Source organism: Micromonospora sp. NPDC004551 (assembly GCF_040609975.1).
Lineage (GTDB): Bacteria > Actinomycetota > Actinomycetes > Mycobacteriales > Micromonosporaceae > Micromonospora.
Genome location: NZ_JBEXLM010000023.1, coordinates 1 through 18,495 on the forward strand (window position 1 = coordinate 1; position 18,495 = coordinate 18,495).

Annotated in this window: 17 protein-coding genes; 5 read left to right on the top strand and 12 right to left on the bottom strand. The window is 73.7% G+C overall.

Annotated elements, in window-relative coordinates; translation table 11 throughout:
* Positions 1–885 precede the first annotated feature (885 nt).
* A complete protein-coding gene (locus ABZW14_RS24105; protein WP_355350532.1) occupies positions 886–1,815 on the bottom strand; it encodes an oxidoreductase in 930 nt (309 codons plus the stop codon).
* A gap of 125 nt (positions 1,816–1,940) precedes the next feature.
* Here ABZW14_RS24105 and ABZW14_RS24110 point away from each other — a divergent pair, with 125 nt between their 5' ends.
* Complete coding sequence (locus ABZW14_RS24110) at positions 1,941–2,570, top strand: TetR/AcrR family transcriptional regulator (protein ID WP_355350534.1); 630 nt, start codon at positions 1,941–1,943, stop codon at positions 2,568–2,570.
* Between the two features lie 280 nt (positions 2,571–2,850).
* On the opposite strand, the gene ABZW14_RS24115 is transcribed toward ABZW14_RS24110, so the two are convergent.
* From ABZW14_RS24115 to ABZW14_RS24145, 7 genes are all read right to left on the bottom strand, one after another.
* Entirely contained in the window at positions 2,851–4,803 is a 1,953-nt protein-coding gene (locus tag ABZW14_RS24115) for a VWA domain-containing protein (RefSeq protein WP_355350536.1), read from the bottom strand.
* 2 nt (positions 4,804–4,805) lie between these two features.
* On the bottom strand, positions 4,806–6,242 hold the full coding sequence (locus ABZW14_RS24120; protein ID WP_355350538.1) for a magnesium chelatase: 1,437 nt from the start codon (positions 6,240–6,242) through the stop codon (positions 4,806–4,808).
* A gap of 58 nt (positions 6,243–6,300) precedes the next feature.
* Positions 6,301–7,395, bottom strand: coding sequence for a hypothetical protein (locus tag ABZW14_RS24125; protein ID WP_355350540.1), 1,095 nt, complete (start codon positions 7,393–7,395; stop codon positions 6,301–6,303).
* Positions 7,396–7,470: 75 nt separating this feature from the next.
* A complete protein-coding gene (locus ABZW14_RS24130) occupies positions 7,471–8,121 on the bottom strand; it encodes a response regulator transcription factor (RefSeq protein WP_355350542.1) in 651 nt (216 codons plus the stop codon).
* Complete coding sequence (locus tag ABZW14_RS24135; RefSeq protein ID WP_355350544.1) at positions 8,118–9,368, bottom strand: histidine kinase; 1,251 nt, start codon at positions 9,366–9,368, stop codon at positions 8,118–8,120. The genes ABZW14_RS24130 and ABZW14_RS24135 overlap by 4 nt, the downstream gene beginning before the upstream one ends.
* A 58-nt stretch (positions 9,369–9,426) precedes the next feature.
* Positions 9,427–9,924 (bottom strand): hemerythrin domain-containing protein, encoded by a 498-nt coding sequence (locus ABZW14_RS24140; RefSeq protein WP_151464653.1) that lies wholly within the window; start codon positions 9,922–9,924, stop codon positions 9,427–9,429.
* 5 nt (positions 9,925–9,929) lie between these two features.
* Positions 9,930–10,952, bottom strand: a complete 1,023-nt coding sequence (locus ABZW14_RS24145) for an aldo/keto reductase (RefSeq protein WP_355350546.1) — start codon at positions 10,950–10,952, stop codon at positions 9,930–9,932.
* 66 nt (positions 10,953–11,018) lie between these two features.
* On the opposite strand from ABZW14_RS24145, the gene ABZW14_RS24150 reads away from it, so the two are divergent.
* Entirely contained in the window at positions 11,019–11,486 is a 468-nt protein-coding gene (locus ABZW14_RS24150) for a GNAT family N-acetyltransferase (RefSeq protein WP_355350547.1), read from the top strand.
* 11 nt (positions 11,487–11,497) lie between these two features.
* The gene (mgrA, locus tag ABZW14_RS24155; RefSeq protein ID WP_355350549.1) at positions 11,498–12,487 is read left to right on the top strand and encodes an L-glyceraldehyde 3-phosphate reductase; all 990 of its coding nucleotides are present in this window, start codon (positions 11,498–11,500) and stop codon (positions 12,485–12,487) included.
* 3 nt (positions 12,488–12,490) lie between these two features.
* Here the strand turns inward: mgrA and ABZW14_RS24160 are convergent, their stop codons facing one another.
* Positions 12,491–13,405, bottom strand: coding sequence for a lytic polysaccharide monooxygenase (locus ABZW14_RS24160; RefSeq protein ID WP_355350551.1), 915 nt, complete (start codon positions 13,403–13,405; stop codon positions 12,491–12,493).
* Positions 13,406–13,574: 169 nt separating this feature from the next.
* Here ABZW14_RS24160 and ABZW14_RS24165 point away from each other — a divergent pair, with 169 nt between their 5' ends.
* Together ABZW14_RS24165 and ABZW14_RS24170 are read left to right on the top strand one after the other, a co-directional pair.
* Entirely contained in the window at positions 13,575–15,776 is a 2,202-nt protein-coding gene (locus ABZW14_RS24165) for a DUF4153 domain-containing protein (RefSeq protein WP_355350552.1), read from the top strand.
* Positions 15,777–15,936: 160 nt separating this feature from the next.
* Complete coding sequence (locus ABZW14_RS24170; protein WP_355350554.1) at positions 15,937–17,004, top strand: glycerophosphodiester phosphodiesterase family protein; 1,068 nt, start codon at positions 15,937–15,939, stop codon at positions 17,002–17,004.
* A 54-nt stretch (positions 17,005–17,058) separates the two neighbouring features.
* On the opposite strand, the gene ABZW14_RS24175 is transcribed toward ABZW14_RS24170, so the two are convergent.
* From ABZW14_RS24175 to ABZW14_RS24185, 3 genes are read right to left on the bottom strand one after another with little or no spacing between them, the layout of a single operon-like run.
* Positions 17,059–17,400 carry a VOC family protein gene (locus tag ABZW14_RS24175; protein ID WP_355350556.1) on the bottom strand — a complete coding sequence of 114 codons (342 nt, stop codon included), beginning with the start codon at positions 17,398–17,400 and terminating at the stop codon, positions 17,059–17,061.
* Positions 17,401–17,428: 28 nt separating this feature from the next.
* The gene (locus tag ABZW14_RS24180; RefSeq protein ID WP_355350558.1) at positions 17,429–18,073 is read right to left on the bottom strand and encodes a dihydrofolate reductase family protein; all 645 of its coding nucleotides are present in this window, start codon (positions 18,071–18,073) and stop codon (positions 17,429–17,431) included.
* A 28-nt stretch (positions 18,074–18,101) separates the two neighbouring features.
* Entirely contained in the window at positions 18,102–18,455 is a 354-nt protein-coding gene (locus tag ABZW14_RS24185) for a metalloregulator ArsR/SmtB family transcription factor (protein ID WP_355350731.1), read from the bottom strand.
* Positions 18,456–18,495 lie beyond the last annotated feature (40 nt).

The window sequence follows — 18,495 nt, forward strand, 5'->3', positions numbered from 1 at the left end:
CACCACCGGTGAAAGCCAGACCAGCAATACCCAGCACACTCTTACGGAAGATCGTGTTCATGGGGGTAGCTCCATTCGGGGGTTGGCGCACACACGCCGACGGGGGTCGGCTCCCGGTGTGCGCAAGCACCACGTCAGGCGCTCAAAAGGGGGGAAAGTCTCAAGGGGGATCATCCGGCGCGCGGGGCGGGGCCTCTTCGCAGCGCCGGGACCATGTACAACGACCGGAGGCCCGCCATCATTCCCGGGCCCGGCACACCCACCTCGATCGGCGGGGCGGTCCCGGAGATCGGCCACCCGCTAGCTGGAGCGCCCTGCCTCCGTGGGGCCGGGCACCCCGCTGGGCGGGGCCGTGGTCCTCGGTCGTGCACCGGGTATAACGACCCCCGCCCACCGGCCATTCCGCCACCAGCGTGCCCCGACCACCCTCGAAACGGACACCCGGCCCACATTCGCCAGCCAGGGCACCTCCCGCTGAGACTTCGCCCCACACCCGCCAGCCGGGACGCCCCCGGCAAGCCCGGGCGGGCGGCGTCCGGCGGCCACCACCACGGCCGGCGCGACTGAGGCCGATCAGTGGAACACCACGTGTGTATCCGGGCCCCGGAGAAACACATGGCGTTCCACTCACGGCCCAAGTGAGGCCGCGAAGCGGACATACCCCCCAGCCGCCGACGGAGAGCGGCTGGGTGAGGGCGCGTCGGAGATCATCTGGACCGCCGACCGCGACGGGCCCCACCTGCTCGGCCCCCTTTGCTCTGCAGCCACGGACGCAACACCCAGGGACCTCCGGTGTTGCGTGGAGGGCTGCAGAGCAAAGGCGGATTGGACGTGGCAACGGCACCCAGCCTGTGTGGTTGTACCGGGGTCGCGAGCGTGAAAATGCTACGGCTGGCGTGTCGGCGTGGCGGATAGCTCGTAGGTGACCCCCGTGAGGAGTTCGGAGAGTTGCCACAGGCGATTGGCTGTGTCGGTGTCGTGGATGGCGCGCTCGCGGGTTCGGTGGGTCGGTTCACCGCGCAGTTGCAGCAGGCCGTCGGGAACGATGTAGCTGCCGCCGGGCAGGTCCGGCGTGGTTGCGGCGTACAGGGAGGTCTTCGCTCCTTCCGGGGTGGGCCGGAAGGCCACGCGCATGAGCAGGCGTGTGATGGTCGTGTAGAGCCGTCCTCTGCCGCTGTTGGCGCCGCCGGTGAGCACTTTGGTGCGGGTGAGTCCGGGCGCGACAGCCATGCTGCGCAGCTTCAGGTCGGCAGCGTCCGCTCGGCGCTGCAGTTCCATGGCGAAGTAGAGTTTGGCCCGCTTGGACTGTACGTAGGCGAAGGCCGTGCGGTAGGCGCGTTCGGCGTTGAGGTTGCCCAGGTCGAAACGAGCGAACCGCTGCCCTTCACTGCTGACGGTGACCACCCGTGGATCGGGTGCGGCAAGCAAGTGCGGCAGCAGCAGGCCAGTCAGGGCGAAGGTTCCGAGGTGGTTGATGCCGAACTGCGACTCGAACCCGTCCGCGGTCCGGGAATAGGGCACCATCGCCACCCCGGCGTTGTTGATCAGCAGGTCGAGTCGACCGTGGTCCAACCCGGCCGCGAACGCTCGGATGGAGGAAAGGCAGCCCAGGTCTACTTGGCGCAGTTCCAGGCGGGCGTCGGGTACCTCGCTCCGGATACGGGCAAGGGCGGCCCGGCCGCGTTCAGGGTCGCGGCAGGCGAGCACCACCTGTGCGCGACGGCGGGCCAGTTCACGAGCGGTGACGTAGCCGATGCCGCTGTTGGCTCCGGTCACCATGGCGACGCGCCCGGACTGGTCGGGGATGGCACGCATCGTCCAAGTGGGAGGGTTCCGCATGTTGTGCCCACCTAACGGGAGACTGTCAGATCTATCGCAACCCTGAGTTGCGATAGAGTTATCGTGTCACCCATGTCGGCTTATCGCAACTTGGAGTTGCAATGCAGTCTGCCCAGGCCGTCGCCCGACCGATCGGCCGTGGCGCCAAAGTGCGCGCCGCGGTTCATGCCGCCACGCTCGCCGAACTGCTTGACAAGGGCTACGCGGCGTTAACCGTCGAGAACGTCGCCCAGCGCGCCGGCGTGCACAAGACGACGGTGTACCGGCGCTGGACGGATCGTGAGAGCCTGCTCGTCGACGCCCTGGCGGAGCACCTGGCGACGGACATCCCCGTTCCCGACACCGGAGCGATCGAGACCGACCTGCGGGCGCTGGCGCGTTCGTTTGTCCAAACGTTCACCAGTCCGACCGGGCGGGGCATCCTCGCAGCCATGTTCACCGGGGCGGCCCATCTCCCGCAGATCGCCGCCGCAAGGCGTCACGTGTTCGACGATCGGCTCACGAGAGCTGAACCGGTAATAGCCCGCGCCATCGAGCGCGGCGAACTCCCCCGGGACACCGACGTGGCCGAACTGCTCAAGACCCTTGCTGCGCCGATCTACCTGCGCCTGCTCATCACCGCCGAGCCAGTCGACGAGGCGACCGCTGACCAGGCGGTGCGGATCACGCTGGCCGCCGCGCGCGCCAGCGCACTGCGGCCGGTATACGCCAGCAAGCCGACTGCCGAGTAAGAGTTCTCGGAAACAGCCGGTCCAGCCCGAGGTGATCGACCTGGAACGCGCCCGCTCACCGACGCGACGCCAGCATCGTCGCGTTTTAACGCGGTCCGCATGAAAGGTTAGGGCGAGATCCAGTGCGTGCTCATGCCGCGATCCGCGCGCATCCCTCCGTCCTGGCGTGGCCGAACGTAGTCAGATCAGGCGGTGGTCCGCAACCCGCCAACTGCGCCGGGACCGGACCTGATCCGCCCCCGACCTGGCGTCATGGCGACCGGCGGCAGGACTGCAAGGATCAGTGGCGGCCGTGGCGGGCGCGGAGGTAGTCGGAGACCACGTACTCGCCGAGGTCGTCGAGGTCGGGAGTGAACATCCGGCCCTTGGACCGGCGGGCCACCGCGTCGACGAAGCGGCGCAGGCCCGGGTCGTCGCCGAGCATGAACAGGTTCAGCGTGGCGCCGTACCGGGTCAGCTTGTCCACCTCGCGGACGGTCGCCTCGATGGTCTCCGGCAGCGGCGGCCAGTGGAAGTACGCCTCGCCGTCGGTCGGGTCGAGGTGGGCGGTGGGCTCGCCGTCGGTGACCACCAGCACGACCGGCTCGGCGCCCGGGTGCCGGCGCAGGTGCCGCCCGGCCAGCCGCAGCGCGTGCTGAAGGTTGGTGCCCTGCTCCATGTCCGGGTCCACGGCGGCCAACTCCTGCTGGGTCAGCGGCATGGCCTCCCGGCCGAACCCGATGATCTGCAGGGCGTCCTGCGGGAAGCGGGTCGCCATGAGGTGCGACAGGGCCAGCGCGGTCTGCTTCATCGGCCCCCAGCGCCCCTGGGAGATCATCGAGTACGACAGGTCGACGCAGAGCGCCACCGCCGCCGACGCCCGCCGCTCGGTCTCCATCACTTCGAAGTCCTCGACGGCGAGCTGCACGGGCACGCCGGGGCCGGCGCGGCGGACCGCGCGGGTGAGGGTACGCACCACGTCGAGGGGCTGCTCGTCGCCGTACTCCCACTGCCGGGAGGCGCCGCTCACCTCGCCGGCCGCGCCCGCGGAGCGCAGGTCGTGCTGGCCGCGCGGGCCGGCGGTCAGGTCGGCGAAGACCCTGCGCAGGGCGGTGCCGGCGAGCCGGCGCAGCGCCTTCGGGCTGAGCGTCAGCCCCTCGGCGTCCCGGGTCACCCAGCCCTGCCGGCGCAGCTCGTTCTCCAGCTCCTGCAGCCGGCGTACGTCGTCGGCGGCGTCCCGGCCCAGCGTCCGGGCGACCGCCTCGACGTCGACGTCGTCGAGGGTGGCGCCGGGGTGGTCCTGGTCGAGGGAGTCGAGCAGCTCGTCCAGCTCGGCGATCTCGCCGAGCGCGCCGGTGGCCTCGCCGTAGCCCAGCGACTGGTCGCCCCGGACCCGCTCGCCGCGCCTCCAGTTGAGATCGGGACGCAGCGAACGCAGGTGGGCGTCGAGCTGGGACAGCTCCCCGGCCAGCTGCTCGCCGAGGGACTGGCGCATGAGCCCGGCCAGTTCCTCGCGCTGCCGGTCCGACAGCGACCGCATGAGCCGTTCCCCGGCCGCCGACCGGCGGGCCAGGACGTCGATCAGCTCGTCGACGTCCTTCGGCCGCTCCGGGAAGAACTCGCCGTGCCGGCGCATGAACTCGGCGAACGCGTCGGTGGTGTCCTCGGATCGGGCGTGCCGGGCGAGCAGGTCGTTGAGGTCGTGCATCATCTCGGCGAGCTGCTGCTGGGCGGCCGGGTCGGCGGCGGCCCGCGCCGCGTCGCGCAGCCCGGCGAAGCGCTGCTCCAGCACCTCGCCGCGCAGCCCGTCGAGGATCCGCTGGTAGCTGGCGCGCGCCTCGTCGCTGGCCCAGTCGTAGCCGGACAGCTCCTCGACGGCCCGCGCGGTCGAGCGGGGCAGGTTGTCCAGCACCGCCTCGGCGAAGCGCGCGTCGTCGCCGTCCCGGCCGCGCAGCTCCTCCCGCTCGGCGGCGAGGGCCTGGTCGAGCAGCGCCTGAGCGCGGGTCACCGCGCCGTCGAGGTCGCCCCGCCGCAGCGCCTCCCGCCGCAGCCGGCGGGCCCGGGCGGCCAGGTCGTCCAGGCCGCCGCGCCCCTGCGGGCCGCGCCGCAGCAGGTCGCGCAGGGCCTCCCGCAGGCTGCCGCCGGCGAGGACCTCCGCGCCGACGCCGTCCACCGCGGCGCGTACGTCGTAGGGCGGGGCGAGCGGGTCGGGCCCGCCGCGCCACTGCCCGTACCGGAACCGGTTGCCGGCCACGGTCAGCCCCGGCCGCCGTAGACGGTGCGCCCGGACTCGGTGACGTCCTTGCCCAGCCGGCGGGTGAGGTGCAGCCCCTCCAGGACGAACTCGATCCCGGCGGCGGCCTCCTCGGGGGTGGGCGCGTCGCCGAGGCCGAGCCGGTCGAGCACCTTGGCCAGGCCGGGGACCGTGCCGACCTGGCGGAGCAGCTCGGCCGAGGAGACCAGCTCGCCGGTCTCGATCTCGGCGCCCTCGGCGACCAGCGCGGTGAACGTGGAGAGGTCCAGCCCGGCCAGCCGAGCGCGGAACGTCTCGGCGGTGGCGGTCCGCAGCAGGTGGCCGAGGACCTCGGTCTCCCGGCCCTCCTCGCCGCTCTCGAACTCGACCTTGCCACGCAGCGTGGAGGTCACCGAGACGGCGTCGCCGACCCGGGCGACCGGGGTCTCGTGGGCGGCGGCGCCCAGCAGGCCGGCGCGGCGCAGCGCGGCGGCGGCGACGGTCTCGGCGGCGGCGATGGCGAAGCGGGCGGAGACGCCGGAGCGCGGGTCCACCGACGGCGACTCGCGGACGGCGCGGGCGAACCGGGCGAGCACCTCCAGCACGTGCTCGGGGACGGTGGCGACCAGGTCGGCCTCCTGCTGGATCAGGGCCAGCTCCAGCTCCAGGTCCAGCGGGTAGTGGGTGCGGATCTCCGCGCCGAACCGGTCCTTGAGCGGGGTGATGATCCGACCCCGGTTGGTGTAGTCCTCCGGGTTGGCGCTGGCCACCAGGAGCAGGTCCAGCGGGAGCCGGAGCTGGTAGCCGCGGACCTGGATGTCCCGCTCCTCCAGCACGTTGAGCAGCGCCACCTGGATGCGTTCGGCCAGGTCGGGCAGCTCGTTGACGGCGAAGACGCCCCGGTTGGTGCGCGGTACGAGTCCGAAGTGGATGGTCTCCGGGTCGCCGAGGGTGCGCCCCTGGGCGAGCCGGATCGGGTCGACGTCGCCGATCAGGTCGCCGACGCTGGTGTCCGGGGTGGCGAGCTTCTCGCCGTACCGCATCGAGCGGTGCAGCCAGCCGATCGGCAGGTCGTCGCCGCGCTCGGCGACCAGGGCGCGGGACGCCGGGGTGAGCGGGTGCTTGGGGTGCTCGTTGAGCACCGAGCCGGGGATCACCGGGGTCCACTCGTCGAGGAGCGCGCCGAGGGAGCGGATGAGCCGGGTCTTGCCCTGGCCGCGCTCGCCGAGCAGCACCATGTCGTGGCCGGCGAGCAGGGCCCGCTCGACCTCGGGCAGCACCGTGTCCTCGTAGCCGACGATGCCGGGGAAGCGCTCCTCGCCGGCCCGCATCCGGGCGAGGAGGTTGTCGCGGAGTTCCTGCTTGACCGTGCGGTAGTGGTGGCCGGTGGCCCGCAGCTCGCCGAGCGTGCCGGGCAGGTCGGCGGGCGGGACCGGAGGAACCTGGTTGGGCGCAGTCACCCGACCAACGCTATCTCGGCCGGGTGACCGCACGCCGCATTCGGAGACGGCCGGATCGTCACGGATGGGGGACGGGCCGCCCGCAGCGGGCGCAGGCACTCCGCCGCCGAAGGTAATAGGCCAGGGTGGCCGCCCCGAGCGCGACGCCCCAGAGCGGCCAGAGCAGCATCGGCGCGGTGGCCAGGCTGAAGTTCTGGCCGAAGTGCCAGAACTCCGACTTGCTCAGGAGCCCGAGGGTGGCCGCCGTCACCGACACGGCGACCAGCGTCGCCGGGACGACCGCCAGCCTGATCGGCACCCGCCGGCCGGCCAGGCCCGGCATCCAGCGGGGGAACCGCTCGCCCCAGGGGCGGACCAGCCCGAGGGTGAGGATCGCCCCGACGGTGGCGAACCCGCCCAGCCCGGCACCGGCCCAGACCAGCCCGGTCTCCCGCATCTCGGCGAGGAAGTCCGCGGAGATGCCCAGCGGGATGCCGACCGCCCAGGCGAGCCGGGTGACCGCGTAGGCGAACGGGATGACGGCGGCGGTGTACGCGGCCCAGCGCCCCCAGCGGGCGGCCGCGGCGGGCGTGGTCCAGCCCCGCTCGTGGTCGTCCCGGCCGCAGGCCGGGCAGGCGCCGGCGGTCCGGCGCTGCCACAGCAGCAGCGCCCCGGCCAGCAGGACGCCCCCGAGCAGGGCGGCGCACCGGGCGGCCAGCGGCCAGTCGAAGATCTGCCCGTACTCGACCGGCGGCCAGCCGAACGGCGCGCCGATGATCAGGATCGGCAGGTAGCCGAGCACGATCAGCACCCGGGCGTCCGGCACGACCACGGTCAGCGCGAACGCGACCGTCCAGCCGTAGCCGAGCAGCAGCGCGCGGGGCAGCCCGGGGCGGCGTACCGTGGCCGGGCCGCTCATGGCGAGCGCCGCCACCGCCGCGAGCAACAGCACCCCGGCGAACAGGGGTGCGCCGACGTCCACCGGCAGCACCCGGAGGAGGCTGACGTCGCCGCCGTTCGGGTCGTTGGCGCCGAACGGGTACCCGGCGCCGGTCAGCGTCGAGATCAGGGCGAGCACGCCCCAGCCGCCGAGCCAGGCGGCGGCGAGCGGGGCGGCCAGGTCGAGCCGCGTCCGGGCGGCCCGACGGGGTGGGGAATCGGTCGTTGTCGTCATGCCCTCAGCGTCGGCCCGCGGGCCTGCGGATCCCTCCCGCGCCGGGGTGGACCGCCTCCCCCCGGGGAGGGACGGTCAGCCGGTCGGCACCACGAAACCCGACTCGTACGCGGCGATCACCGCCTGGGTCCGGTCGCGCACCCCGAGTTTGGCCAGCACGTTGCCGACGTGCGTCTTGACCGTCTCCACGCCGACCACCAGCCGGTCGGCGATCTCCGGGTTGGACAGCCCGGCAGCCATCAGCCGCAGCACCTCGCCCTCCCGCTCGGTGAGCCGGGCACCGCGCAGCCCGTCGCCGCCCCGGCCGCCGTACGCGCCGGCGAGCCGCCGGATCGCCGCCGGGAAGAGCAGCGACTCGCCGGCCGCCACGACCCGGATCGCCTCCACCACCTCGGCAGGGCGGGCCCGCTTGAGCAGGAACCCGCTGGCCCCGGCGCGCAACGCCTCGTAGACGTACTCGTCGTTGGCGAACGTGGTGACGACCAGCACCCGGGGCGGATCGGCGGAGGCGGCCAGCAGCCGCCGGGTGGCCTGGATGCCGTCGATGGCCGGCATCCGGACGTCCATGAGCACCACCCGGGGGCGCAGCCGGGCCACCAGCGGCGGCACCTCGGCGCCGTCGGCCGCCTCGCCGACCACCCGCAGGTCCGGCTGGGCGTCCACGATCGCCCGCAGGCCGACCCGGATCAGCTCGTCGTCGTCGACGATCAGCACGTCGATGGTCACCCGGTCTCCCCTCTCGGCGCCGGCAGGGTGACCCGGACCCGCCAGCGGTCGCCCTCCGGGCCGGCCGTGAGCTGCCCGCCGAGCAGCAGCACCCGCTCCCGCATGCCGTCCAGCCCGCGCCCGCCGCCACCCGGCCCGGCGGTGCCGCGCAGCGCGTTGACCAGCTCGATCTCCAGACGACCGGCGGGTACGGCCACCCGCAGGCGCACCGGCCCTCGGCCGTGCCGGGCCGCGTTGGTCAGCCCCTCCTGCACGATCCGGTAGCCCTCCCGGGACACCACGGCCGGCAGTTCAGCGAGTGTTCCACTGACCCGGGTCTCCACGGCCAGGCCGGCGGCGCGGGTGTCGGCGACCAGCCGGTCCAGCCCGTCCAGGGTGGCCTGCGGCGCGGTGGGCGCGGGTGCCCGCCCGTCGGCCGTCTCCCGGAGCAGCCCGAGGACGTGGTCCAGGTCGTCCATCGCCCGGCGGCTGGTCTCCTCGATGGCGCGCAGCGCCCGCCGGGTGAACTCCGGGTCGGTGTCGAGCACCTCCCGGCCGGCGCCCGCCTGGAGGGTCGCCACGGTCAGCGCGTGTCCCACCGAGTCGTGCAGCTCGCGGGCCAGCCGGTTGCGCTCGGCCAGGCGGGCGGACCGGGCCTCCAGGGCGGCTATCCGCTCGGCCTGCGCCGGGCCGAGCAGCACCGGCGCCATCGAGGCGGCGAGCGCGCCCAGCCCGGCGACCGCGTACCCGAGGGCGACCAGCAGGGCCAGCCCGGCCAGTCCCGCCACGACCGGACGGTCCGGGTCGAACGGGCCGAAGCCCTCGTCGGGACCGGCGCCGGTGTCCACCCCGGCCAGCCCGGCGAGGAAGACCAGCGCCATGGGGAACGCGCTGATCGCCGCGAACAGCACCAGCCCGCCGGTGAGCAGATGCAGGGCGATCCAGAGCGCGGCGCGCAGCCGGGTCTCGCGGTCGATCCGGTGGCCCGGGGCGGGCTCGGGCAGGTCGACCGCGAGCAGCGCCCGGGCGGCGGCGATCTCCAGCGCCCGGCTGCCGGCGAGGAAGACCGGTACGCCGGCAAGCCCGGCGCCGACCAGCAGCAGCCCGAAGCCGACGGGGCGGGGCACGCCGGCGTTGCCGAGCAGTTGCGCGAACGCCGCCGCGAGCAGCGCGTACGGCAGGGCGAGCACCCCGCCCAGGAGCAGGAACACGGCACGCCGCCAGGTGCTCCCGCGCACCAGCGGCGCCAGCACACCCGGGACCGTCACCCGGTCATTCTGCCGCCCGAGGGCGACGGGCCGACTCCCCCGTGACGGGGAGATCGGGTCAGCGGTGGTCCTGGACGTACTTCTCCGGGTCCTTGTCGCGGAAGGGCAGGTTGCGGCCGTTCTTGTGCTCGCCGTAGAAGGTCAGCCAGCGCTGTCCCAGCTCGGCCCGCAGTTCGACGCTGGCGTGCCGGCGGAAGTCCGGCAGCGCCTCGTCCTCCTCCTCGGCCAGGTGCTCGCTGTTCTCCCGGCGGGCCCGCCACACGGCCGCCCACCAGGCGTCCGAACCCACCTCGTGAAGCTTCGACTCGGCGACGGCGTCGCGGATCTTGTTGTGGTCGCCGATGGCGTCCTCGGTCTCCTCCGCGCCGTCGTCACCGTGCTTGACCAGGTGCGGGTAGAGGATGGCCTCCTCCGCCTCGGCGTGGATGTCCAGGTGCAGGGCGAGCGCCTCCCAGACCGCCAGCAGCTCGGCCGGGTCCCGGGCGTCGTCGAGCCGGGCGAAACCGCGGCGGAAGGCGGCGTGGTCGTCGAGGATCAGTGCGGTGATGTCGTCCATGGTGGTCACTTCCCGGTGCGGGCGCGGATCAGTCTGGGTACGGCGGCCAGCCCGGTGACCGGGCGGAACGCGTGGGCGGCGGTGGCCAGCGCGGCGTACTCGTCGTCGGCCAGGTCGATCTCGGCGGCGGCCGCGTTGCGCTCGACCTGCTCCACCCCGGACGCGCCGGGGATGGCCACCACGTTGGGGTGGCGGAGCACATAGGCCAGGGCGATCTGGCTGGGCGTGGCGTCGTGCGCGTCGGCCACCTCGCGCAGGGTGGCGATCAGCTCGGTACCGCGGTCCAGGTTCTCGGGCAGGAAGTACGGGTTGGCCCGCCGCACCGCCCCGGCGGGCGGGTTCCGCGCGTCGTACCGGCCGGAGAGGAAGCCCTGCGCCAGCGGGCTGTACGCGATGACGATCCGGCCGGCCTGCTCCGCGTACGGGATCAGGTCCTTCTCGGGGCCGCGGTCGATCATGCTGTAGCGGACCTGGTTGCTCAGCACCCGGCGGCCCAGCGCGGCCTCGGCGAACCGCCAGCGGCGCAGGCTGTAGTTGCTGACCCCGACCTCGCCGACGAGCCCGACGTCCTGGAGCGCCCGCATGCCGCGCATGGTGGTGGTGTCGGCGACCACCGGGTTGGGCTGGTGCACCTGGTAGAGGTCGATGCCCGTGACGCCGAGCCGGGCGGCGGAGGCGACCGCCCGTTGCTCCACCACCGGGGCCAGCGGCAGCACCGGGAAGATCTTGCTGGCCACCACGACCTTGGCCCGGTCGTCGCCGACGACTGCTCCAGGTCGCGGCGCGGCGTCAGACGCGCCGAGCTGGAGTGGTCGGAGCGCCGCGCCGAGGATGCGCTCGCTGCGGCCGAAGCCGTAGAGCTCGGCGGTGTCGAAGAGCGTGACGCCCAGGTCGAGCGCGCGCCGGACGATCTGCGCCGCCCGCTGTTCGTAGTCGGGGCCGTAGCCCCACTCGCGGGAGCCGAACTGCCACGTGCCGAGGCCGATCCTGGAGATGGGCTTGGGAGTGTCGAGCGGGACGTAGCGCATGGCTCCGAAGCTACCCGCGCCGCTGCGGCCGCACGCCGGATCGCCGCCGCGGGGCAAGATTGGCGGATGACGCCGCGCATCCGCCCCGCCCGCCCCGACGAGGCCGCCGAGCTGACCGAGCTGGCGTTGCGGTCCAAGGCGCACTGGGGCTACGACGCCGAATTCCTGGCCCGGTGCCGCGCCGAGCTGACCCTCACCCCGGAGACGGTGGCCGACCATCCGGTGGCGGTGGCCGAGCGGAACGGCCGGCCGGTGGGGCTCGCGGCGCTGGCCGGCGATCCGCCCGACGTCGAGCTGGCGATGCTCTTCGTGGACCCGCCGGCGATCGGCACCGGGACGGGCCGCGCGCTGTTCGACCACGCGGCGGCCACGGCCCGCTCCCTCGGAGCACGGGTCCTGTGGATCGAAGCCGACCCGGGCGCCGAGCCGTTCTACCGGCACGTGGGCGCGACACCGGCCGGCACCTCGGTCTCCCCGTCCACCGGGCGGGAGCTGCCCAGACTCCGCTACGACCTGCACGCCGACCGGGACTAGGGTCTTCACTCGTGACCTACCTAGCCAGCGAAGACCGTTACGACTCGATGATCTACCGCCGCAGCGGCCGCAGCGGGCTGCGCCTGCCCGCCATCTCGCTCGGGCTGTGGCACAACTTCGGGCCGGACCGCCCGTACGAGCGGCAGCGGGACATCGTCCGGCGCGCCTTCGACCTCGGGATCACCCACTTCGACCTGGCCAACAACTACGGTCCGCCGCCGGGCAGCGCCGAGGAGAACTTCGGCCGGATGCTCGCCACCGACCTGAAGCCGTACCGGGACGAGCTGGTCATCTCCAGCAAGGCCGGCTATCTGATGTGGCCCGGCCCGTACGGCGAGTGGGGCTCGCGCAAGTACCTGATCTCCTCGCTGGACCAGTCGCTGCGCCGGATGGGGCTCGACTACGTCGACATCTTCTACTCCCACCGGTTCGACCCGGACACCCCGCTGGAGGAGACGATGGGCGCGCTGGACGCCGTCGTGCGCTCCGGCAAGGCGCTGTATGTCGGCATCTCCAACTACAACTCGGAGCAGACCGCCCGGGCCGCCGAGATCCTCCGCGAGCTGGGCACGCCGCTGCTGATCAACCAGCCGTCGTACTCGATGCTCAACCGCTGGACCGAGGCCGACGGGCTGCTGGACACCCTCGAGCAGGCCGGCGCCGGCTGCATCGCCTACAGCCCGCTGGCGCAGGGCCTGCTCACCGACCGCTACCTGGGCGGCATCCCCGCCGACTCCCGGGTGCGCACCAGCGTCTTCCTCAACGAGAGCGACCTCAGCGAGGAGAAGATGGCCACCATCCGCGGGCTCGCCGCGGTGGCCGAGCGGCGCGGCCAGAGCCTGGCCCAGCTCGCGCTGGCCTGGGCGCTGCGCGACCCCCGCATGACCAGCCTGATCATCGGAGCGAGCAGCATCGCCCAGCTGGAGGGGAACGTCGCCGCGCTGGACAACCTCGACCTCGGCGTCGACGAACTGGCCGAGATCGACCGGCACCTGGGCTGAGGGCTACCAGATCCGCCGGCGGCCGGCGCGGTGGTTGCGGACCCCGCACGGCCGCCCGGCGGGCACGCTGCCGGCCCGCCGCAACCGCGCGGCCACCAGGGCCGCGAGCAGCACGGTGACCCCGGCCGCCGCGCCGACCGCGAGCGGCCGGGGGAACGTGTGGGCGTCGGTCACCGCCGCCACCGGCACCTCCGCCGCCGGTTCGCCGGCCTGGTCGCCGGTCGCAGCCCTCGGCACGGTACGCGGGGCCGCCGCGCTCGCCCCCGCCGACGCCGGCCGTTCGGTACGCGACCCGGACGGCGACCGGAACACCACGTCGGAGCACGAGTAGTAGGTGTCCTGCGTGTTGGAGTTCTGCCAGATCGTGTAGACGATGTGCCGCCCCGTGCGCCCCGCCGGCAACCGGCCCGACATCTGGTAGGCGCCGTCCCGGATCGGCGGGTCGGTGACCGTCAGGAACGGCTTCTCCTCCAGGTCCGCCCAGGTCAGCCTGCGGGTCGGGGCGTACGAGACGGTGGTGGCGTAGAACCGGAACGTGCCCCGGTGCGGGATCGTCGTCCGGTAGCGGAAGGTGTAGCGGGACCCGGCCGTGAGCGTGGTGGCCGGCCAGTCGGTACGGGGCAGGTCCAGCCCTCGGTACGCCGACAGCCCGCCGCTGCACAGTTCCCCGTCGGGGATGCGCTCCCGATCCCGCCCGTCGATCCGGGCCACCCGGATGTTGTCCCACTCCCGCACGGCGGCCCCCTCCGCGATCGCGGCCCGGCAGGCCGGCGTGTCCGCACGGCCGCCCTCGGGACCGCAGGCGGCGACCCGGCTCAACGGGCTGGTGGGTGCGCCATGCGCGCCCGCCGGCACGGTGGTGAGCAGCAGGATCGCGGCGACGGCGGCGAGCGCGGCGAGCGTGCGGCGTACGGCCATGTCATCGACCTCCCGCGCACTGGTACGAGGGCGGGGCGGCAAAGGTTCGATCGACGTGCCGGTGTGCCGGACGGCCGGCTCGGGTGTCCTGGCCGAACGGACGGGCGGGGCGGCGGCGGACCGGGGTGGGGCCCTACAGTGACGGTTCCCCGCGATCAAGGAGCGTGCCGTGTCCGAGCCGCCACAGACGCCAGAGGCGCCCCGACCCGCCCCGACAACCGGGGCCGCGGCCGCCGACGTCACGCCACACCTGCTCGTCGCGCCCGAGGTGGCAGGCGGGCCGCCCGCGGTGCCGTGGCCCGGCCCGGAGGGGCAGCCCGCCTGGGCGATCCCCGTGGTCGTGCCGCCTGGCACCCGCGGCTACGCGCTGTTCGTGCCGCTGGTGCCGGTGGCCGAGGAACAGGCCGCGACGGCCGCCGGACAGCCGGTCACCCCACGGCTGCTGATCCCCGCGCCGAGCGTGCTCAGCCAGCCCGGTCAGCAGGGCGGGCCCGCCCAGACCGGCGGGCACGGCGTGCCCAGCCAGGCCACCCCACCGGCCGTCGAGACCCCGGCCCCAACCGGCGCGGCAGCGGCCCCGGCCGACCCCACGACCGGCGCGGCTCCGACGGCCCCGACCGGATCCGCCGACGCCGACGCCGAGCCGGCACCGGCACCGGCAGCGCCGGAACCAACGACCCGCCCGGAGGCCGGGCGTCCCCCAGCGACCGCCATGACTCCGACCGCCGGCACACCGGCGATGCCCGTCGCGCCCGCCCCGGTGGCCCAGTCGAACGTGGCCCCGCCTCCCGCCGCACCGGCGTATCCCGCGCAGCCCTGGGGCGGCTACCCGCCGGGTGCCGGCTGGACGCCCCGGCCGCGGGAGCCCCGGACCTCGTTCCTCGGCGCGCGCTGGCCGGGCCCGAAGCAGGCCACCGGCCGGGCCGTCCCCCTGGCGGTGCTGGCGGGTGCGCTGGGCACCGCGTTCTTCGTGCCGCTGAGCCGGGTCGGCATCGGCTGGTTCCTGGGCTGGCTCACGCTGACCCTCGGCGTGCTGGTGGCGGTGCGCCGGCGTACCGCCGGGCTGCCCCGCACCGAGCGGTTGATCCGCGGGGGGTGGGCGGCGGCGGCGCTGGTCCTGCTCGCCGTGCTGGCGTTCCGCAACGCCTGGTGGCTGGTGACGTTCTGCGTGCTCGGCGCGCTGGGCTGCGCCACCCTGGCGATCGCCGGCGGCCGGCTGGTCCGCTCGATCCTGTTCGGCCTGGCCGCCACGCCGTTCGCGGCGTTCCGCGGTCTGCCCTGGGTGCGGCGGCACGTCACCGCCTCGCCGGAGGCCGGGACGGTCCGCAAGGTCACCGGCTCGGTGGTGGCCACCGTGCTGGTGCTGGTGGTCTTCGGCAGCCTGCTCTCCTCGGCCGACGCCGCCTTCTCCGAGGTGCTGAACGCCGTCGTCCCCGAGGTCAACATCGGTACGGTCTTCCGCTGGATCTTCCTGGCCGTGGTCGGCGCGCTCATCGCCGTCGCGGCGGTCTACACCCTGGCCGCACCGCCCGACCTGTCCACGGTGGATCGGCCGAGCACCCGCCGGCTCGGCGTGCTGGAGTGGGCGCCGGCCATCGGCGCGCTGACGCTGCTGTTCGTCGGCTTCGTGATCGTGCAGTTCACGGTGCTCTTCGGCGGCCAGCGGCACGTGCAGAAGGTCGCCGGGTTGAGCTACTCCGAGTACGCCCGCAGCGGCTTCTGGCAGCTGCTCTTCGTCACCCTGCTGACCCTGGCCGTGCTCGGCGGGGTGAGCCGCTGGGCCAGCCGGGAGCGGCCGGTCGAGCGCACCCTGCTGCGCGTCCTGCTGGGGCTGCTCAGCGCGCTCAGCGTGGTGATCGTGGTGTCGGCGCTGTCGCGGATGTGGACGTACCAGAAGGTCTACAGCTTCACCGGCGAGCGGATCTTCGTGATGGCGTTCGAGCTGCTGCTCGGCGCGGTCTTCCTGATGGTCCTGGGGGCCGGCGTGCGGTGGCAGGGCCGGTGGATTCCGGGGACGACGGTCGCGCTGGCCGTGGCGATGCTGCTCGGCCTGGCCGTGCTGAACCCGGAGGACTACGCGGCGAAGCGCAACATCCTCCGCTACGAGCAGACCGGGAAGATCGACGCCTGGTACCTGCGGGCGCTGTCCGCCGACGCCACGCCCGCGCTGACCCGGCTCCCCGACCCGGTCCGCCGCTGCACGCTGAGCTGGATCGCGGACGATCTGGAGGAATCCGACCCCTGGTACGCCTGGAACCTGGGCCGGCACCGGGCCCGCCGGGCCCTCGATCGGGTCGGGCCGGGCGCGATCGGCGGCCCGAAGGACTGCCGCCGGGCCGACCAGTTCGACCTGCCCAAGTCCCGCCGGTGACGCCGCCGGCCGGGCCGCGGTACGCCGTGGCCCGGCCGGCGGCGCAGCCGGCACGTCCGCGAACGTTCACCGCCCCCTCACGTCAGGGCCACGGCGGACACCGACCCCGCACCTACCTTCGGCTGCGCGAACGTCGACCGAAGGTAGCGGAGGTTTTTCCATGTCCATCCGTCAGCTCATGACGGTCCTGGCCGCCGGGGCGGTGCTGGCCGTGCCCACGGCGGCCACCGCGGCCCCCGCCGCCGGTCCCGGCGTGCTGCCGCAGAAGACCCACTTCGACCTGCAGGCCCACCGGGGCGGGATCGGGCTGACCACCGAGGAGACCCTGGCCGGCTTCGCCAAGGCCATGCGCCTCGGCGTCACCACGCTGGAGCTGGACACCCAGGTCACCCGGGACGAGAAGGTGGTCGTCACGCACGACCGGCAGGTCAGCGGGCAGAAGTGCCGCGACACCGGCCCGGTGACCCCGGGCGACCCGATGTACCCGTACGTCGGGAAGTACATCAAGGACCTGACCCTGGCCCAGATCAAGACCATGGACTGCGGCTACCAGCAGCTGCCCGGCTTTCCGGAGCAGGAGCAGATCGCCGGGGTCCGGATGGCCGAGCTGCGCGACGTGCTGGGCCTGGTGAAGAGCTGGCGCGCCCACCAGCTCACGCTGAACATCGAGACGAAGGTGGAGGCCGGCGCGCCCGAGCAGACCGCCCCGCGCGAGCTGTTCGTCCGCCGGGTCTTCGAGGAGATCCGCGCCTCGGGCATCGAGGACCAGGTCACCATCCAGTCCTTCGACTGGGGGGCGCTGCGGGTGATGCACCGGCTCGCGCCGCGGTGGCCGCTGGTCGCGCTGACCAACTACGACTTCCTCCAGGTCGGCAAGCCCGGCGCCTCGCCCTGGCTGGGTGGCCTGGACGCGGACGACTTCGGCGGTGACTTCGTCCGCGCGGCGGCCGCGATCCCCGGCGTGACCACCCTCTCCCCCAACTACGGCTTCCCGCAGAACGGCACGGTGGCCGACCCGGCCTTCCGCTTCTACCCGGACGCGAAGATGATCGCCGACGCGCACGCCCGCGGCCTGAAGGTCGTGCCGTGGACCTGCGACGACCCGGCCACCGTGGCGGCGCTCATGGACCTGGGCGTCGACGGGATCATCACCAACTACCCGAACCGCGTCCGGCAGCTCATGGCCGAGCGGGGCATGCGCCTGCCGAAGGCGTACGAGCCGCGCTGAGTCCACCGGCGGCGTCCGCCCGGCAGGGCGGGCGCCGCCACCGGCCGGCCCCGGTCAGTCCGGGCCGCCGCCGAAACCGATCTCGTTGCCGTCCGGGTCACGGAAGACGGCCTTGCGGACCCCGTTGTCGTAGGTCTCACGCTCGGCCGGCGTCAGGCCCCGCTCGGCGATCTGCGCGAGACGGGCGTCGAAATCGTCGACGAAGACGGTGTGCATGGCGTGCCCGGCGTGCTCGGGCCGCACCTCGATGTACACGTACCGGTGCTCGGCGAGTTCCCACACCGCCTCGGTGTCGTTCGGCAGGAACGAGGGCGGGGCGCCGAGGAGTCGCTCGTACCAGGCCGCCGCCGCGCGGTAGTCGCGGACGGGAAGACCCGCGAACAGATCTACGGTCATGAGCCCATGCTAGGGATCAGGCGGGCCGTCAGCGCCGCCAGAACAGCAGGTGGGTGACACCGCTCGGGCTCGGCACCGATTCGATGTGGAAGCGGTCGAGCAGCTCGGTGTGGCTCTCCCACAGCCGCTCGCCCCGCCCGAGGTCGACCGGAGCGACCGCGATGTGCATCTCGTCGACGAGGTCCGCCTCGAGGAATTCGCGGATGGTGGCCACTCCACCGCCGAGGCGCACGTCCCGGCCGGCGGCGGCCTGCTTGGCGCGTGCCAGCGCCTCGGCCGGGCTCGCGTCGAGGAAGTGGAAGGTGGTGTCCGCCAGGGTGAACGACGGGCGCTCGTAATGGGTGAGCACGAAGACCGGCACGTGGAACGGCGGGTTGTCCCCCCACCAGCCCTGCCACTCGTGGTTCTCCCAGGGGCCGCGCTGCGGGCCGAACTTGTTGCGGCCCATGATCTCCGCGCCGATGTTGCGGTCGTAGTCGCGAACGATGTAGTCGTCCAGGCCGCGGGTGCCCCCGGGCTCGGTGCGGTAGACGAAGCTGGCGGTGGCGGCGCGCCAGGCGAACAGGGCGGTGGGGTCCGCGTGGCCGAAGGGCCGCTCCAGGCTCTGCCCCTCGCCGGTGCCGAACCCGTCCCGCGAGACGATGAACGACTGCACTCTCAAGAGCTGCGACACGTATCCCCCTCGTTGCCGGGCAGCCTCGTCAACGGACGTTAGCTGCCGGCCTCGGCTCGTGCACGTGCGGCTGGTCGTCGTGCCGGTCCGGGTTGTCCGCGTGGTCGGCGTGGAACAGGGCCTCGGCCAGCAGCGCGCGTACGTGACTGTCGGCGGCCGAGTAGTGCACGAAGGTGCCCTCCCGTCGTCCCCTCACGAGACCGGCGAGGCGCAGCTTGGCGAGGTGCTGACTCACGGCGGTGGGGCTGGCGCCGACCAGTTCCGCGAGGCAGGCCACCGACGACTCGCCCTGCAGCAGCGCCCAGAGGATCTTGATCCGGGTCGGGTCGGCGAGCAGCCGGAAGCCCTCGGCGGCCAGATGGACCTGCTCCTCGTTGGGCATCTGGAAGTCGGGCAGCGAGGTGTGCACGGAACCCACCCTA

Coding starts and splice junctions, on each gene's coding strand:
- ABZW14_RS24140 (WP_151464653.1), bottom strand. CDS start 9,924: ATGGACGACATCACCGCACTGATCCTCGACGACCACGCCGCCTTCCGC.
- ABZW14_RS24185 (WP_355350731.1), bottom strand. CDS start 18,455: ATGCCCAACGAGGAGCAGGTCCATCTGGCCGCCGAGGGCTTCCGGCTG.
- ABZW14_RS24150 (WP_355350547.1), top strand. CDS start 11,019: ATGACGCCGCGCATCCGCCCCGCCCGCCCCGACGAGGCCGCCGAGCTG.
- ABZW14_RS24160 (WP_355350551.1), bottom strand. CDS start 13,405: ATGGCCGTACGCCGCACGCTCGCCGCGCTCGCCGCCGTCGCCGCGATC.
- ABZW14_RS24170 (WP_355350554.1), top strand. CDS start 15,937: ATGTCCATCCGTCAGCTCATGACGGTCCTGGCCGCCGGGGCGGTGCTG.
- ABZW14_RS24125 (WP_355350540.1), bottom strand. CDS start 7,395: ATGACGACAACGACCGATTCCCCACCCCGTCGGGCCGCCCGGACGCGG.
- ABZW14_RS24110 (WP_355350534.1), top strand. CDS start 1,941: ATGCAGTCTGCCCAGGCCGTCGCCCGACCGATCGGCCGTGGCGCCAAA.
- ABZW14_RS24105 (WP_355350532.1), bottom strand. CDS start 1,815: ATGCGTGCCATCCCCGACCAGTCCGGGCGCGTCGCCATGGTGACCGGA.
- ABZW14_RS24175 (WP_355350556.1), bottom strand. CDS start 17,400: ATGACCGTAGATCTGTTCGCGGGTCTTCCCGTCCGCGACTACCGCGCG.
- ABZW14_RS24145 (WP_355350546.1), bottom strand. CDS start 10,952: ATGCGCTACGTCCCGCTCGACACTCCCAAGCCCATCTCCAGGATCGGC.